At 51.1% G+C, this 16,417-nt stretch carries 13 protein-coding genes; 9 read left to right on the top strand and 4 right to left on the bottom strand.

Annotated features, from left to right (window positions below):
* The first annotated feature begins 1 nt into the window (after position 1).
* On the top strand, positions 2 to 1,009 hold the full coding sequence (locus RAC65_RS02810; protein ID WP_006119398.1) for an NAD-dependent epimerase: 1,008 nt from the start codon (positions 2 to 4) through the stop codon (positions 1,007 to 1,009).
* 92 nt (positions 1,010 to 1,101) lie between these two features.
* On the opposite strand, the gene hns is transcribed toward RAC65_RS02810, so the two are convergent.
* Positions 1,102 to 1,509: a histone-like nucleoid-structuring protein H-NS gene (hns, locus tag RAC65_RS02805; RefSeq protein WP_033741865.1), complete on the bottom strand. Its 408-nt coding sequence runs from the start codon at positions 1,507 to 1,509 to the stop codon at positions 1,102 to 1,104.
* A gap of 406 nt (positions 1,510 to 1,915) precedes the next feature.
* Between hns and tdk the strand changes: the two genes are divergently transcribed.
* Complete coding sequence (gene tdk / locus RAC65_RS02800) at positions 1,916 to 2,536, top strand: thymidine kinase (RefSeq protein WP_006119396.1); 621 nt, start codon at positions 1,916 to 1,918, stop codon at positions 2,534 to 2,536.
* 238 nt (positions 2,537 to 2,774) lie between these two features.
* Here tdk and adhE read toward each other — a convergent pair whose 3' ends face one another.
* Positions 2,775 to 5,459: a bifunctional acetaldehyde-CoA/alcohol dehydrogenase gene (gene adhE, locus RAC65_RS02795; protein WP_375096326.1), complete on the bottom strand. Its 2,685-nt coding sequence runs from the start codon at positions 5,457 to 5,459 to the stop codon at positions 2,775 to 2,777.
* Positions 5,460 to 5,884: 425 nt separating this feature from the next.
* Between adhE and RAC65_RS02790 the strand changes: the two genes are divergently transcribed.
* The 7 genes from RAC65_RS02790 to oppF all read left to right on the top strand — a co-directional run bounded on the left by RAC65_RS02790 (position 5,885) and on the right by oppF (position 14,482).
* Positions 5,885 to 6,532: a YchE family NAAT transporter gene (locus RAC65_RS02790; protein ID WP_006119393.1), complete on the top strand. Its 648-nt coding sequence runs from the start codon at positions 5,885 to 5,887 to the stop codon at positions 6,530 to 6,532.
* Between the two features lie 585 nt (positions 6,533 to 7,117).
* On the top strand, positions 7,118 to 8,737 hold the full coding sequence (locus tag RAC65_RS02785) for an ABC transporter substrate-binding protein (RefSeq protein WP_375096325.1): 1,620 nt from the start codon (positions 7,118 to 7,120) through the stop codon (positions 8,735 to 8,737).
* Between the two features lie 155 nt (positions 8,738 to 8,892).
* Positions 8,893 to 10,533, top strand: a complete 1,641-nt coding sequence (gene oppA / locus RAC65_RS02780; protein WP_058701821.1) for an oligopeptide ABC transporter substrate-binding protein OppA — start codon at positions 8,893 to 8,895, stop codon at positions 10,531 to 10,533.
* 85 nt (positions 10,534 to 10,618) lie between these two features.
* Positions 10,619 to 11,539, top strand: a complete 921-nt coding sequence (oppB, locus tag RAC65_RS02775; RefSeq protein ID WP_006119378.1) for an oligopeptide ABC transporter permease OppB — start codon at positions 10,619 to 10,621, stop codon at positions 11,537 to 11,539.
* 14 nt (positions 11,540 to 11,553) lie between these two features.
* A complete protein-coding gene (oppC, locus tag RAC65_RS02770; RefSeq protein ID WP_006119376.1) occupies positions 11,554 to 12,462 on the top strand; it encodes an oligopeptide ABC transporter permease OppC in 909 nt (302 codons plus the stop codon).
* Positions 12,463 to 12,473: 11 nt separating this feature from the next.
* A complete protein-coding gene (locus RAC65_RS02765; protein WP_006119374.1) occupies positions 12,474 to 13,487 on the top strand; it encodes an ABC transporter ATP-binding protein in 1,014 nt (337 codons plus the stop codon).
* Complete coding sequence (oppF, locus tag RAC65_RS02760) at positions 13,484 to 14,482, top strand: murein tripeptide/oligopeptide ABC transporter ATP binding protein OppF (RefSeq protein WP_039343011.1); 999 nt, start codon at positions 13,484 to 13,486, stop codon at positions 14,480 to 14,482. Before RAC65_RS02765 ends, oppF begins: the two co-directional genes overlap by 4 nt.
* Positions 14,483 to 14,529: 47 nt before the next feature.
* Here oppF and RAC65_RS02755 read toward each other — a convergent pair whose 3' ends face one another.
* Both RAC65_RS02755 and cls read right to left on the bottom strand, forming a co-directional pair.
* Positions 14,530 to 14,853, bottom strand: coding sequence for an HI1450 family dsDNA-mimic protein (locus tag RAC65_RS02755; RefSeq protein ID WP_006119371.1), 324 nt, complete (start codon positions 14,851 to 14,853; stop codon positions 14,530 to 14,532).
* A gap of 44 nt (positions 14,854 to 14,897) precedes the next feature.
* Positions 14,898 to 16,358 (bottom strand): cardiolipin synthase, encoded by a 1,461-nt coding sequence (cls, locus tag RAC65_RS02750; protein WP_033741857.1) that lies wholly within the window; start codon positions 16,356 to 16,358, stop codon positions 14,898 to 14,900.
* Positions 16,359 to 16,417 lie beyond the last annotated feature (59 nt).

Genomic DNA, 16,417 nt, shown 5'->3' with positions numbered 1-16,417 from the left:
TATGAATTTTCTGGTAACCGGCGCAGCAGGCTTTATTGGCTTCCATGTGAGCCAACGCCTGTTGGCCGCCGGTCACCAGGTTGTCGGTATTGACAACCTGAATGACTATTATGATGTCAGCCTCAAACAAGCCCGTCTTGATTTGATCGGCGACAACCCATCTTTTACGTTTGTTAAAACCGATTTGGCCGACCGTCAGGCCATTGCAGCACTTTTCGAACAGCACAAATTTCAGCGCGTTATCCACCTGGCCGCTCAGGCTGGTGTGCGCTATTCCCTTGAAAACCCGCATGCGTATGTGGATGCCAATGTTATTGGGCATCTGAATATTCTTGAAGGGTGCCGTCATCATCGTGTTGAACATCTGCTCTATGCGTCGTCCAGCTCCGTTTATGGACTGAACAGTAAGCTGCCGTTCTCTACGGAAGACAGTGTCGATCATCCGGTGTCGTTGTATGCCGCGACCAAAAAAGCCAATGAGCTGATGTCGCACACCTATTCGCATCTGTATCAGTTACCCACCACCGGTTTACGTTTCTTCACTGTATACGGTCCCTGGGGACGCCCCGATATGGCCTTGTTTAAATTTACCCGGGCTATGATTGCGGGTGAGGCGATTGACGTCTATAACCAGGGTAAAATGCAACGCGATTTCACCTATATCGATGATGTTGTCGAGGCTATTATTCGTCTGCAGGATCGTATTCCGCAGCCGGATGAAAGTTGGACGGTAGAGAGCGGGTCTGCCGCGTCGAGTTCAGCGCCGTATCGTATTTACAATTTAGGCAATAGTCAGCCGATGAGCCTGATTCGCTATATTGAAGCGATTGAAAAAGCATTAGGTGTAACGGCAAATAAAAATCTGATGCCAATGCAACCCGGTGACGTGTTAGCTACCAGCGCAGATACCAGCGATTTATTTAACGCTGTCGGCTTTAAACCGCAAACAGGCGTGGATGAAGGTGTCAGACGTTTTGTTGACTGGTACCGAAACTTTTATTCGGTATGAAAACAAAAAGGAAGCGACCGCTTCCTTTTTTTTCTGGTATTGGTAATCAGGTCGCTAAAATGAAGCCAGCAAAGCCTAAAGCACGCCAGGATTTACAGCAAAAAGTCGTCTAACTGCTTACCATGTTGTTCCATGGCTTTTTTGATTGCTGCTGGTGTACGTCCCTGACCGGTCCAGGTTTTGGTCTCCCCGTTTTCATCAACAAACTGATATTTGGCAGGGCGGGCAGCACGTTTGGCTTTGCCAGACGTTTTGGACTCTGACAATGCGTTGAATAACTCATTGGGATCGATTCCATCCGCTAAAAGCATATCGCGATATTGCTCAAGTTTACGCGCACGCTCTTCCGTTTCTGCTTTAGAATGTGACGCTTCATCGCGGCGTTCATTTACTACGACTTCAAACTTTTCCAGCATTTCTTCCAGTGTTTCCAAAGAACACTCTCTGGCCTGGGCACGCAGCGTGCGGATATTATTAAGATTTTTTAGTGCTTCGCTCATTGTCCTGATCTCTGAATAATGAATAGGAGAGTTGTTCTGCCCGCTAATAGTAGTGGTGGGGGGAAATAACTTCAACATTAAATTAATTTTTAGCTTTAAAAGTTCAAAGGTGAATTTATTAAATTATAAATTCCGCCAGATAAAGCGCGATGTAAGGACCAATGAAACGTTGATGTTTAACCGGCAACCTATAAAGCCCTGACACGGTTCAATGAAAATAAAGCTTAACGCTATACTGTCTTTAATATTCATATAGTCAAAAATAATGCGCTGCCGTTGCAGGACAGGCAATACCCGACGCTGGCTCTCGTCTGAACGTAACGGGCTGAAAATCAACACGGCATTGCCGGTCAGATATGGTAAAATCGCACTTATTTTGTTTCATCCACACTGGGATACCGTGCCAATGGCTCAACTCTATTTCTACTATTCGGCAATGAACGCGGGTAAATCAACCGCGCTTTTGCAGTCTTCCTATAATTATCAGGAGCGCGGTATGCGGACCCTGGTTTATACCGCTGAGATTGATAATCGCTTTGGTACCGGTAAAGTCAGTTCACGCATTGGCTTGTCATCACCGGCCGTTCTTTATAATGCCGAAAGCCAGCTGGATGTGGAAATTGCACAAGAGCATGCGCGCCAGCCCGTACACTGTGTGTTAGTGGATGAAAGTCAGTTTCTGACACGGGAACAGGTGAAGGCCTTGTCTGACGTGGTGGATAATCTGGATATTCCGGTGCTGTGTTATGGGTTAAGAACCGACTTTCTGGGAGAATTGTTTACCGGTAGCCAGTATCTGCTGGCCTGGGCCGATAAACTGGTGGAGCTTAAAACCGTATGTCATTGCGGACGTAAAGCGGGCATGGTGCTGCGTCTCGACAGCGAAGGCAAACCCTTCCGGGAAGGGGAGCAGGTGGTGATTGGCGGCAATGAGCGCTATATCTCGGTGTGCCGTAAGCACTATAAAAAAGCGATTGAGCAGGGCTGTTTGCAGGCTATCCACGGCGCGCAAACGCCAGTCGCGTAATCCTGTTCCTCACCTCAGGTTCACGCAGTCGCAAAAATCTTTCCTGGTGAACCTCATTCGTCTCTTTATCTTTATGGCGACCTGGGAGTCGGTCTGTTCGTGTGTGATAGCGATTGCACTATTTCACATTCACTGACAGCGGGCAAACAGCCTGCTTATCCTCAACAGCCATAAAAAACCCCCTTGTGACCGAGCCACAAGGGGGATGGCGCACCCGCACTAACGGGCTTGTTCCTGATTAGGCTTTTTTAACCTTTTTAGCGGCTTTGATATCGCTGATAGGTTGATTCAGGGGCTGTTCAACCTGGGCATAAGGCTCAACAAATTTGCGGCCGTAGTAACTGTCCAGCATGATCTGTTTCAGTTCAGCAATTAACGGATAACGTGGGTTAGCACCGGTACACTGATCGTCGAACGCATCCTCAGCCAGTTTGTCCACTTTCGCCAGAAAATCCGCTTCCTGCACGCCAGCTTCACGAATCGAGGCGGGAATACCCAGTTCCGTTTTAATTTCATCCAGCCAGACCAGCAGTTTCTCAATTTTCTGGGCAGTACGATCGCCTGTGGCGGTCAAACCAAGATGATCGGCGATTTCCGCATAGCGACGACGCGCCTGTGGACGATCATACTGACTGAATGCAGTCTGTTTGGTCGGGTTGTCATTTGCGTTATAACGAATGACGTTGGAAATCAGCAGAGAGTTAGCCAGTCCGTGGGGAATATGGAACTCGGAACCCAGTTTATGGGCCATCGAGTGACATACGCCGAGGAAGGCGTTGGCAAAGGCAATACCGGCGATGGTGGCGGCATTGTGCACACGTTCACGCGCAACCGGATTTTTGGCGCCTTCGGCATAACTGGCGGGCAGGTTCTCTTTCAGCAACTTAAGCGCCTGCAGTGCCTGACCATCAGAATACTCATTCGCCAGAACGGAAACATAGGCTTCCAGTGCATGGGTAACCGCATCCAGACCGCCAAAGGCGCAGAGTGAACGCGGCATATCCATTACGAGGTTCGCATCCACAATGGCCATATCCGGGGTCAGTGCATAATCTGCCAGCGGATATTTTTGACCGGTGGCATCATCCGTGACCACCGCAAACGGGGTCACTTCTGAACCGGTGCCGGAGGTAGTGGTGATGGCTACCATGCGGGCTTTGACGCCCATTTTCGGGAACTTATAGATACGTTTACGAATATCCATAAAGCGCAATGCCAGCTCTTCAAAGTGGGTTTCGGGATGCTCATACATCACCCACATGATTTTCGCCGCATCCATTGGCGAGCCGCCGCCCAGCGCAATGATCACATCGGGTTTAAAGCTATGCATTTGCTCTGCGCCTTTGCGAACAATGCTCAGTGTTGGGTCTGCTTCGACCTCGAAGAACACTTCCGTTTCAATACCGTGGGATTTCAGGACGCGGGTAACCTGGTCGGCATAGCCGTTATTGAACAGGAAGCGGTCAGTCACAACAAATGCACGTTTCGCGCCGTCGGTAGCGACCTCTTCTAAGGCGACAGGCAATGACCCACGACGGAAATAGATAGATTTCGGAAGTTTATGCCACAACATATTTTCAGCTCGCTTGGCGACGGTTTTCTTATTGATCAGATGCTTAGGTCCGACGTTTTCGGAAATTGAGTTACCTCCCCAGGAGCCACAACCCAGCGTCAACGAAGGCGCGAGTTTGAAGTTATATAAATCGCCAATCCCACCCTGAGAAGCGGGGGTATTAATCAGGATACGGGCCGTTTTCATTTTGTCGCCAAAATAGTGGACACGTGCGGACTGGTTATCCTGATCCGTGTACAGGCAGGAGGTGTGGCCAATGCCGCCCATGGCGACCAGTTTTTCCGCTTTACTGACGGCGTCTTCGTAATCTTTAGCCCGGTACATCGCCAGCGTTGGCGACAGTTTTTCATGGGCAAAAGGTTCGGATTCGTCGACCCGTTCAACTTCACCAATCAGAATTTTGGTATCGGTTGGTACCGTAATGCCCGCCATCTCAGCAATTTTTACTGCGGGCTGGCCCACAATCGCGGCGTTGAGGCCGCCATTTTTCAGGATAATATTCTGAACCGCCTGAAGTTCATGGCCCTGCAGCAGGTAGCCACCATGACCGGCGAAACGTGCCCGAACGGCATCGTAGATTGCATCGACAACAATAACGGACTGCTCTGAGGCACAAATCACGCCGTTATCAAACGTTTTCGACATCAGTATGGACGCCACCGCGCGTTTAACATCTGCCGTTTCATCAATCACGACAGGTGTATTCCCGGCACCGACACCAATAGCCGGTTTGCCGGAACTGTAAGCGGCTTTCACCATGCCCGGTCCACCTGTGGCAAGAATCAGATTGATGTCCGGGTGGTGCATCAGCTGATTCGACAGCTCAACAGAGGGCGCATCGATCCAGCCGATAATGTCTTTAGGGGCGCCAGCAGCAATCGCGGCCTGCAGCACAATATCGGCGGCTTTATTGGTGGCATCTTTGGCGCGAGGATGCGGCGAGAAGATAATACCGTTGCGGGTTTTAAGACTGATCAGAGCTTTGAAGATGGCGGTAGAGGTGGGGTTGGTGGTCGGGACGATCCCACAAATCAGGCCGATGGGTTCGGCAATCGTAATGGTGCCAAAGGTATCATCGGTTTCCAGTACGCCGCAGGTTTTATCATCCTTATAGGCGTTATAAATATATTCGGACGCAAAATGATTTTTGATGACTTTGTCTTCGACAATGCCCATGCCCGATTCTGCGACCGCCATCTTCGCTAAGGGAATACGGGCATCAGCAGCGGCCAGTGCGGCTGCGCGGAAAATAGCATCGACTTGTTGTTGAGAAAAACTGGCGAAAGCTTGCTGGGCTTTTTTTACCCGTTCAACCAGTGCATTGAGTTCAGCGACATTAGTAACGGCCATTGTGATCTCCTGAGGAAGTTAAACTTTTTTAGGAAACAAGCCTGAACGGAAAGTATAGCCAGGGTAAAAACCGCTCAATCACGGAGCATGAAAGTGCGGTTTTTCAGTTGTTTACTAAAAGAATTCTTTTTCTCCGGTGGTATCGTGGCTGACAACAAAAGAGTATCGGGTTTAGGGGACAGCAATGATGATCCAAATCAATTTAAACCACAGCTGACACCTTTCAGCCTGCGGTTCATGAGGGGGAGGGCGATGAGGTTAAAAGCGGTAACAAAAGTAACATCTGCCAGCCATTGTGGAATGGCTGGTTTAACGCCCTAAACTGTAAGTAAATTAACAGAATAAATAACTCTCGCTTCAACTGGCGTGCGCGGCGTTTTTACCTTACATTAGGCGCGTTTTTCATCTGGGATGTGGAGTGAACCGTGAATCCTGCGCTGTTAGATCTTTCTGGCTATATCAAGTTTTTCGTAGGCCTGTTTGCACTGGTGAATCCCATTGGCATCATTCCGGTGTTTATCAGCATGACGCGTTATCAGGGCGTGGCAGAACGTAATAAAACGAATCTCACCGCAAACCTTGCTGTGGCCATTATTCTCTGGACGTCGCTGTTTTTAGGGGATGCCATTCTGCATGTGTTTGGCATCTCAATTGATTCTTTCCGTATTGCCGGGGGCATTCTGGTTGTCACGATAGCGATGTCGATGATCAGCGGAAAGCTGGGCGAAGATAAACAAAACAAGCAGGAAAAAACAGAAACCGCGATTCGCGAAAGTATTGGCGTTGTTCCGCTGGCTTTACCGCTGATGGCCGGGCCCGGCGCAATCAGCTCAACTATCGTCTGGAGTACGCGCTATCACAGTTGGTTAAATCTGCTGGGATTTACCGTGGCAGTGGCCATTTTTGCCTTCAGTTGTTGGTTACTGTTTCGTGCCGCCCCTATTATGGTCAGAGTACTGGGGCAAACGGGCATCAACGTCATCACCCGTATCATGGGGCTGCTGTTAATGGCGCTGGGCATCGAATTTGTGGTAACAGGCATTAAAGCGATTTTTCCAGGGCTGGTAAGCTGAATACCCACTTATTTTAACAAGCATAAAAAGACAGGCATCAAAAGAGTGCAATACGACACAATATTGCACTCTAAACGGGCAATTATTTGCACCGCTGTATATCCTCTCCGGGTTATCACTTTCCCTAATACTCAGTGCGCGTCCCGATAGTACGCGCCTGGCCTTCCTGTCATCAATCTCACCTTATATTCTGCTTTGACGATGCATGTTGGCATGATTAATGCTGGTAAAGGCCCATTAATGCCTTTTTAAATGGCACATCGGGAAAGAATGACGCTACAACAACGCAGTCAAAATCGGTGAATGTAATATTCTGGTTAGAATAGCATCAAATCTATGAATATTTTTATAATTCAGTAGGTTAATGTATTTTTAGGCTAAAAATTAACACTTCCACTGGGAAAAATCTCATGATAAAAGAGAAACAGATAACATTTTAACTATTTAGTTTTGGCGCCGTCATTCAGCTTCTGCTAATTTTCGGCGCATTGAGCATGTTTTCCCGAAGGTCGAAATAGCAAGATTTTTTTCTTGATGCAGACGGGATTGCAGAATAAAAACGGGCAGGTCAACAAGGTGTGGTAAATGAACGCTCAGCAATATTGGTCTTGTCTGGCACTAGGTGTGATGACTGCTTTACCCGTCTGTGCGGCCAGCGTACCCGCCGGCGTGACCTTATCGCCACAGCAGCAAATTGTCATTAACAATGGCTCCGAAGTGGCCTCGCTTGACCCGCATAAGACGGAAGGTGTGCCGGAATCCAATATTATCCTGAATCTGCTGGACGGGCTGGTTAATACAGATAATAACGGTAAGGTTGTCCCCGGTGTGGCTGAGAGCTGGGAAAATCAGCAAGGAAAAATCTGGACCTTCACGCTGCGCAACGATGCAAAATGGAGCAATGGCGAACCGGTAACGGCTAACGATTTTGTTTACAGCTGGCGACGCCTGGCCGATCCGAAAACTGCATCTCCTTACACCAGTTATCTGCAGGCGGCGCATATTGCCAATGCCGACGAGATCATTGCGGGTAAAGCGGCACCAGACCAACTGGGCGTAAAAGCGATTGACGATCACCATTTACAGGTCACTTTAACAGAGCCCGTTCCCTATCTGATTGCCATGCTGGCGCATACGGCCATGAAACCCGTGTATGCGCCCGCTATCCAGAAGTGGGGCGAGGCATGGACTCAACCCGGGCATTATGTTGGTAATGGTGCTTATACCTTAAGTGACTGGGTCGTCAACGAAAAAATTGTCCTGAAGCGCAATCCGCTTTACTGGAACAACGCGCAAACCGTGATTGAGCAGGGGACGTTTCTGCCGATCAGTTCTGAGAACAGCGACATCAACCGCTATCGCAGCGGTGGCCTGGATATGACCAACAGCGCCATCCCGCCCAATATGTTCGCGAAGCTGCGTAAGGACATCGGCGACGAAGTCAAAGTCAGCCCCTTGTTGTGTACGTTTTATTATGAAATCAACAACAAAAAGCCGCCTTTTACTGATGCGCGCGTGCGCTCGGCTATAAAGATGACGCTGGACCGCGACATTATCGCCAAAAAGATTATGGGACAGGGCCAGATTCCGGCTTACAGTTTTACACCGCCCTATACCAATGGGGCGGCGTTAGCCACACCGGAATGGATGACCTGGTCCCAGTCGCAGCGCAATGAGGCGGCAAAGAAACTGCTGGCGGAAGCGGGTTTCGACAGTAAAAATCCTTTGCGTTTTACGCTGCTCTATAACACCTCCGATCAAAATAAAACCCAGGCGATTGCTGCAGCGTCAATGTGGCAACGCAACCTCGGGGCGCAGGTCACCTTACAAAATCAGGAATGGAAAACGCTGCTGGAAACGCGTCATCAGGCACAGTATGACGTGGTGCGGGCCACATGGTGCGCGGATTATAACGAGCCCTCTACTTTCCTGAATATGTTCCTGAGTCAGTCGTCGACCAATACCGCGTTTTATCGTAGTGCGGCCTTTGATCGGCTGATGGCAGACACGCTAAGCGTCACAAAGGATGCTGACCGCGCGGCATTGTATCAGCAGGCTGAAACACAACTCGACAAAGACTCGGCAATTGTGCCAGTTTACTACCGCGTCAGCGTGAGGCTGGTTAAACCCTGGGTTGGCGGGTTCACCGGCCACGATCCGCAGGACATGACAGATCTGAAATATTATTTCATTAAACAACACTGATAACGCGCTTATCCGGCGGCACAGCAGGGAAGGGCGTTACCGTGCTGACCACGCTACAGGGTCAATGCTCCCCAGGTGAAAACACCGGGGCCCGAATACGGGGAACACTGAGGTCGCAAACACCCTCGGTGAAAATAAAAAAACTGGAGTTAAGAATGAACAACATCACGAAGAAAACCCTGATTGCTGCCAGCGTCTTTGCAGCGATGAGTGCGCTCACAGCCAACAGCGTTATCGCCGCCACGGTTCCTGCCGGGGTTGAGCTGGCCGCGAAGCAAGAGCTGGTAAAAGGAAACGGTAGCGAGGTTCAGTCGCTGGATCCGCACAAAATTGAAGGCGTACCGGAATCGAACGTCAGCCGTGACCTGTTTGAAGGACTGGTGATCAGCGATACCAACGGCCATCCGATTCCTGGCGTGGCAGAGAGCTGGGATAATAAAGACTTTAAAGTCTGGACCTTCCATCTGCGCAAAAATGCCAAATGGTCAAACGGTGAGCCGGTGACTGCTCAGGATTTCGTTTACAGCTGGCAGCGTCTGGCCGATCCGAAAACCGCGTCTCCTTATGCCAGCTATCTGCAATACGGTCACCTGGCCAACGTTGACGATATTATCGCCGGTAAGAAACCGCCAACAGATTTGGGTGTGAAGGCGCTTGACGATCATACGCTGCAAGTGACCCTGAGCGAGCCGGTTCCGTATTTCTATAAATTACTGATTCACTCCTCAATGTCGCCGGTAAACAAAGCGGTTATTGAGAAATTCGGTGATAAGTGGACCCAGCCTGAAAATATCGTCAGCAACGGTGCCTTTAAGCTGGAATCTCACGTCATTAACGAACGTATTACCGTTGTGCGCAACCCTGATTACTGGGATAACGCGCATACCGTTCTGAACAAAGTCACCTTCCTGCCCATTTCGTCAGAAGTCAGTGATGTTAACCGTTACTTCTCTGATAACGGCAGTGACATGACCTATAACAATCTGCCGATTGAGCTGTTCAAAAAATTACAGCGTGACAACGGTAAAGAGCTGCATGTTGACCCTTATCTGTGCACCTACTATTACGAAATTAATAACCAGAAAGCGCCTTTCACCGATCCGCGCGTACGTGCCGCATTGAAACTGGGTATCGACCGCGACATTATCGTGGATAAAGTGCTGGCGCAGGGCCAGAAGCCAGCCTACAGCTACACGCCACCTGCAACAGATGGTATGGAGCTGGTGAAGCCAGAGTGGTTTACCTGGTCACAGGAAAAACGTAATGCTGAAGCCAAAAAGCTGCTGGCTGAAGCCGGTTACACGGCAGAAAAACCGTTAACGTTTACGCTCCTGTACAACACCTCCGATCTGCATAAAAAACTGGCCATTGCCGCCTCGTCGATTTGGGCCAAAAATCTGGGTGTGAAAGTGAAGCTGGAGAACCAGGAGTGGAAAACCTTCCTGGATACGCGTCATCAGGGCAACTTCGACGTTGCACGTGCAGGCTGGTGTGCAGACTATAACGAACCGACGTCGTTCCTGAATACCATGCTGTCTGACAGCAGTAACAACACCGCGCACTACAAGAGCCCGGCCTTCGACAAGCTGATGAAAGATGCCCTGGCCACAACCGATGATAAAGCCCGGTCGGCTGACTATGAAAAAGCTGAGCAGCAGCTGGATAAAGACTCTGCCATCGTGCCATTGTACTACTACGTGAACACCCGTCTGGTGAAACCGTATGTCGGTGGTTATACCGGTAAAGATCCGCTGGATAACGTCGCAGACAGAAACCTGTACATCATTAAGCACTAACAGAACACCAAGAACAGCGGCGGCGCCATGAGCGCCGCCTGTATTTTTTAATGCAATGTGAAGCACCAGCCTGGTAGGTACGGCAATGTTAAAATTCATTTTGCGTCGGTTACTTGAAGCCATCCCGACGCTTTTCGTCCTTATTACTATCTCCTTCTTTATGATGCGACTGGCCCCCGGCAGTCCGTTCACGGGTGAGCGTACGCTGTCGCCAGAGGTGATGGCGAATATCGAGGCGAAATATCACCTCAACGATCCCATTGGCAAGCAATATGTTGATTACCTGATTCAACTGGCCCATGGCGACTTTGGCCCCTCGTTTAAATATAAAGACTATTCGGTGAACTACCTGGTTGGTCATGCCTTTCCGGTGTCGGCCAAACTGGGGCTGGCTGCCTTTATCCTGGCCGTGGTACTGGGCGTGACGGCAGGGGTTATCGCCGCGCTGAAGCAAAACACCCTGTGGGATTACGTCGTCATGGGGGTGGCAATGACCGGCGTGGTCATACCGAGTTTTGTGGTTGCCCCGCTGTTAGTCCTGATTTTCGCCATTACGCTGAAATGGCTGCCGGGTGGCGGCTGGAACGGTGGACAGTGGAACTATATGCTGCTGCCGATGGTGGCGTTATCCCTGGCTTACATTGCCAGTATCGCGCGTATCACTCGTGGCTCGATGATTGAGGTGATGCATTCCAACTTTATCCGTACCGCGCGAGCCAAAGGGTTGCCGTTACGTCGTATCGTTTTACGTCACGCGCTCAAGCCAGCACTGTTGCCGGTTATTTCCTATATGGGGCCGGCATTTGTGGGCATTATTACTGGCTCTATGGTGATTGAATCTATTTACGGACTGCCCGGTATCGGTCAGCTGTTTGTCAACGGCGCGCTTAACCGTGACTACTCGCTGGTACTGAGCCTGACGATTCTGGTGGGGCTGTTGACCATTCTGTTTAACGCGATCGTCGATGTGCTCTATGCCGTTATCGACCCGAAAATTCGCTACTGATTCTGGAGTTCGCCATGATGTTAAGTAAGAAAAATAGCGAAGCTCTTGATGCATTCAGTGAAAAACTGGAAGTCGAAGGGCGTAGCCTGTGGCAGGATGCCCGTCGCCGTTTTATTCATAACCGGGCCGCGTTAATCAGCCTGATGGTGCTGATGTTAATCACGCTGTTTGTAATTTTCGCGCCCATGTTGTCACCGTTCTCCTATTTCGATACCGACTGGGGAATGATGTCATCGCCGCCAGATACCACGTCCGGACACTGGTTTGGCACCGACTCGTCGGGGCGTGATCTGCTGGTGCGCGTCGCTATTGGTGGTCGTATTTCGTTGATGGTGGGCATTGCCGCCGCGCTGATCGCCGTGGTGGTGGGAACGCTCTACGGTTCCATTGCCGGTTACCTTGGCGGAAAAATCGACTCCGTGATGATGCGTATTCTGGAAATCCTTAACTCCTTCCCGTTTATGTTTTTCGTCATTCTGTTGGTCACCTTCTTTGGCCGTAACATCCTGCTGATTTTTGCTGCTATCGGTATGGTGTCGTGGCTGGACATGGCGCGTATCGTGCGTGGACAAACTCTGAGCCTGAAGCGCAAAGAGTTTATTGAAGCGGCGCATGTTGGCGGCGTTTCGACCTGGAAAATCGTGACGCGCCATATCGTGCCTAACGTGCTGGGCGTGGTGGTGGTTTACGCCTCGCTGCTGGTACCCAGCATGATTCTGTTCGAATCATTCCTGAGCTTTCTCGGTCTGGGCACCCAGGAGCCGCTGAGTAGCTGGGGGGCGCTGTTGAGCGATGGGGCTAACTCCATGGAAGTTTCGCCGTGGCTGTTGCTGTTCCCGGCCATTTTCCTGGTGGTCACGCTGTTCTGTTTTAACTTTATTGGCGATGGCCTGCGTGATGCCCTCGACCCCAAAGATCGTTAAGGAGTTTCCCGATGACTATTCATGAATTTCAGCCTGCTCAGGCTGCACGCGCGGGAAGCGACCTGTTGCTTGAAGTGAAAGACTTACGTGTTACGTTCGGCACCCATGACGGTGATGTCACCGCCGTGAACGATCTCAATTTCTCACTGCGAGCCGGGGAAACCCTGGGCATTGTCGGTGAGTCAGGCTCGGGTAAATCGCAAACCGCGTTTGCGCTGATGGGCCTGCTGGCCAGCAATGGCCGCATTGGCGGCTCTGCGTTGTTCAACGGTAAAGAGATTCTTAATCTGCCGGAAAAACAGTTAAACCGGCTGCGCGCTGAACAAATCGCGATGATTTTTCAGGATCCCATGACATCACTGAATCCGTATATGCGGGTCGGCGAACAGTTAATGGAAGTGCTGAAACTGCACAAAGGCATGAGCAGCGCTCAGGCCTTTGAAGAGTCAGTGAAAATGCTGGACGCGGTAAAAATGCCTGAAGCCCGCAAACGCATGAAGATGTACCCACATGAGTTTTCGGGCGGGATGCGTCAGCGCGTGATGATCGCGATGGCGCTCCTGTGCCGGCCTAAGCTGCTGATTGCGGATGAACCGACGACCGCGCTGGATGTTACGGTGCAGGCGCAGATTATGACGCTGCTGAATGAGCTAAAGCGCGAGTTCAATACGGCGATCATCATGATTACCCACGATCTGGGCGTGGTGGCGGGGATCTGCGATAAAGTGCTGGTGATGTATGCAGGCCGCACCATGGAATACGGTCGCGCGCGCGATGTGTTTTATCAGCCGGCTCACCCCTACTCGATTGGTCTCCTGAATGCGGTGCCTAGACTGGATGCAGAAGGTGAAAGCCTGACCACCATTCCGGGTAATCCACCAAACCTGCTGCGTCTGCCGCAGGGTTGTCCGTTCCAGCCGCGCTGTCCGCATGCCATGGATATCTGTTCCAAAGCACCGCCGCTGTTACCGTTTGCAGAAGGGCGCTTACGCGCCTGCTTTAAGCCGGTGGAGGAACTCGTATGAGCCTGGCAGAAAAAAAAGTCCTACTCGAAATTGCCGATCTGAAAGTTCATTTCGACATCAAGGATGACAAGCAGTGGTTCTGGCAGCCGCCAAAAACGCTGAAGGCCGTGGATGGCGTCAGTCTGCGCCTGTACGAAGGAGAAACGCTGGGTGTGGTGGGCGAATCCGGCTGCGGTAAATCCACGCTGGCACGTGCGATTATCGGGTTAGTGAAAGCCACGGAAGGCCGTGTCACCTGGCTTGGCCGTAACCTGCTGGGGCAGAGTGAGGAAGAGTGGCGTAAGGCGCGTAGCGATATCCAGATGATATTTCAGGATCCGCTGGCCTCGCTTAACCCGCGCATGACCATCGGCGATATTATCGCCGAGCCCTTACGTACCTATCACCCTGAGCTTTCTCGCCAGGACATCAAAGATCGCGTCAAAACGATGATGATGAAAGTGGGCTTGTTGCCTAACCTGATTAACCGGTATCCGCACGAGTTTTCAGGCGGTCAGTGTCAGCGTATCGGCATTGCGCGTGCATTGATTCTTGAGCCTAAACTGATCATCTGTGATGAACCGGTCTCTGCACTGGATGTGTCCATTCAGGCGCAGGTGGTCAACCTGCTACAGCAACTGCAGCGAGAAATGGGGCTGTCGCTGATCTTTATCGCCCACGACCTGGCGGTGGTGAAGCATATCTCGGATCGCGTACTGGTGATGTATCTGGGGCACGCGGTGGAGCTGGGCACCTACGATGAGGTGTATACCCATCCGCAGCATCCTTATACCAAAGCGCTGATGTCAGCCGTACCGATTCCCGATCCGGATCTGGAAAAAAATAAGCAGATTCAGTTGCTGGAAGGGGAGTTACCGTCGCCGATCAATCCGCCATCCGGGTGCGTTTTCCGCACCCGCTGCCCGATTGCCGGACCGGAATGCGCCAAAACGCGGCCGCTGCTCGAAGGCAGCTTCCGCCATGCGGTGTCCTGCCTGAAGGTGGATCCGCTTTAAACCAAAACGCCGGGCTGTTGCCCGGCGTTTTCGTTACGAGGTGAGGACTACTCACGCCACAAAATATGGCACAGCTTGTGATCTTTTTCCCGACACAGCAGTACGCGCGCAAACACATCGGTAATAGGTTCGCCGTCTGCTTCGCCCAGACCAATGACCACTTCAGAGAAAAAGTCGGGGTTCAAATCGAAGTCCACGTGCTCCTGCCAGTCTTCGCCCGGATCAAACAGTTCTGCGCCGCCACGCTCTTCAAACTGCAGATTGAAAAGAATAATGTCAGCAGGGTCAAGGTTGTCACCTGCCAGTTCAAGAAAAATGTCGTAGGCCTGTTCCAGCGTTTCGTCTTCTGTCAGGCGGTTGTTCAGATCCATTTTCGGTCCCGTTTATCTGAGGGCGGTTCGTAATTTCGCTCGTTTTACAGTAAAGGACTAAAGAAGTAAAACAGTCGTTCGACAATCCGCTTCCACCAGGCACGTTTTGCCCACCGTCTGGCGTCAAGCAGACGCGAACGGGCAATATAGTCGTCCTGGACGCAGGCCAAATCGCTGCCAAATCCGGCATCATCGACGGCGAGTGTGATTTCGAAATTCAGCCATAAGCTGCGCATATCGAGATTTACGGTCCCCACTAAACTCAACTGACCATCGACCAGCACGCTTTTGGTATGCAGCAGGCCATCTTCAAACTGGTAGATCTTAACGCCGGCCTCAAGCAGCTCACTAAAAAACGAGCGGCTGGCCCAGCTTACCAGCAGAGAGTCGTTGTGCCGGGGAACCACCAGACTCACATTGACGCCACGTAGCGCAGCCGTGCAGATGGCATGCAGCAGATCGTCACTGGGCACCAGATAAGGCGTGGTCATGATCAGCTGTTCGCGGGCAGAGTAGACCGCCGTAAGCAACGCCTGATGAATTAAATCCTCGGGAAAACCGGGACCGGAAGCGATCACCTGAACGGTATGACCACTTTCCTGTTCGAACGGCATAATATTGCGGTCGGGCGGTGGGGGCAGAATACGCTTGCCGGTCTCAATTTCCCAGTCACAGCTGTAAACGATCCCCATGGCGGTTGATACCGGCCCTTCCATACGCGCCATCAGATCGACCCACTGACCCACGCCCGCGTCCTGTTTAAAAAAGCGCGGGTCCACCAGATTCATGCTGCCGGTATAGGCAATATAGTTATCAATCAGCACCATTTTGCGATGCTGACGTAAATCCATACGACGCAGAAAGACACGTAGCAGGCTGACCTGTAGCGCCTCAACCACATCAATACCCGCATTACGCATCATCCCGACCCACGGGCTGCGGAAGAAGGCGACGCTCCCTGCGGAATCCAGCATAAGGCGGCAGTGAACACCGCGCCGCGACGCGGCCATCAGGGATTCGGCGACTTCATCCGCCAGTCCGCCCGGATTCCAGATATAAAACACCATCTCAATATTGTGCCGGGCCAGCTGAATATCCCTGATGAGGGCTTTCATTACATCGTCCGAACTGGTCAACAGCTGTAACTGATTCCCTTTTACCCCTGCGATGCCCTGACGGTTGTTGCATAACTGAAATAACGCCTGCGCGACATCGCTGTAATCGGTGGCAAAGATTTCGGTACGCTTTTTAAGATCATTCAGCCAGCGGGCGGTAGAGGGCCACATCGTTCGCGCGCGTTCAGCCCGGCGTTTACCCAGATGCAATTCACCAAACGACAGATAAGCAATAATGCCAACCAGTGGCAGAATAAAAATAATCAGCAGCCATGCCATTGCCGAGGTTACGGCTCGTCGCTTCATCAGAATGCGCAGGGTAATACCCGCAATCAATAACCAGTAACCAAATACCAATAACCAACTGATAAGCGTATAAAACGTCGTCATTAAGTGGACATCCTGTTCGCGCTTGAATCTGAGAAGTTTACGTGGAGATGGTAGGGAGT

Origin of the sequence: Pantoea sp. BS_8 (genome assembly GCF_041954965.1) — a bacterium.
In the GTDB taxonomy this organism is placed as follows: domain Bacteria; phylum Pseudomonadota; class Gammaproteobacteria; order Enterobacterales; family Enterobacteriaceae; genus Pantoea; species Pantoea stewartii.
Note: the sequence above shows the minus strand (reverse complement) of the source record. Positions and strands in the feature narration are given on the sequence as shown.

Excerpts from the sequence above, each read along its gene's own strand:
- RAC65_RS02810 (WP_006119398.1), top strand. The coding sequence starts at position 2 with ATGAATTTTCTGGTAACCGGCGCAGCAGGCTTTATTGGCTTCCATGTG.
- hns (WP_033741865.1), bottom strand. The coding sequence starts at position 1,509 with ATGAGCGAAGCACTAAAAAATCTTAATAATATCCGCACGCTGCGTGCC.
- tdk (WP_006119396.1), top strand. The coding sequence starts at position 1,916 with ATGGCTCAACTCTATTTCTACTATTCGGCAATGAACGCGGGTAAATCA.
- adhE (WP_375096326.1), bottom strand. The coding sequence starts at position 5,459 with ATGGCCGTTACTAATGTCGCTGAACTCAATGCACTGGTTGAACGGGTA.
- RAC65_RS02785 (WP_375096325.1), top strand. The coding sequence starts at position 7,118 with ATGAACGCTCAGCAATATTGGTCTTGTCTGGCACTAGGTGTGATGACT.
- oppA (WP_058701821.1), top strand. The coding sequence starts at position 8,893 with ATGAACAACATCACGAAGAAAACCCTGATTGCTGCCAGCGTCTTTGCA.
- oppB (WP_006119378.1), top strand. The coding sequence starts at position 10,619 with ATGTTAAAATTCATTTTGCGTCGGTTACTTGAAGCCATCCCGACGCTT.
- oppC (WP_006119376.1), top strand. The coding sequence starts at position 11,554 with ATGATGTTAAGTAAGAAAAATAGCGAAGCTCTTGATGCATTCAGTGAA.
- RAC65_RS02765 (WP_006119374.1), top strand. The coding sequence starts at position 12,474 with ATGACTATTCATGAATTTCAGCCTGCTCAGGCTGCACGCGCGGGAAGC.
- oppF (WP_039343011.1), top strand. The coding sequence starts at position 13,484 with ATGAGCCTGGCAGAAAAAAAAGTCCTACTCGAAATTGCCGATCTGAAA.
- RAC65_RS02755 (WP_006119371.1), bottom strand. The coding sequence starts at position 14,853 with ATGGATCTGAACAACCGCCTGACAGAAGACGAAACGCTGGAACAGGCC.
- cls (WP_033741857.1), bottom strand. The coding sequence starts at position 16,358 with ATGACGACGTTTTATACGCTTATCAGTTGGTTATTGGTATTTGGTTAC.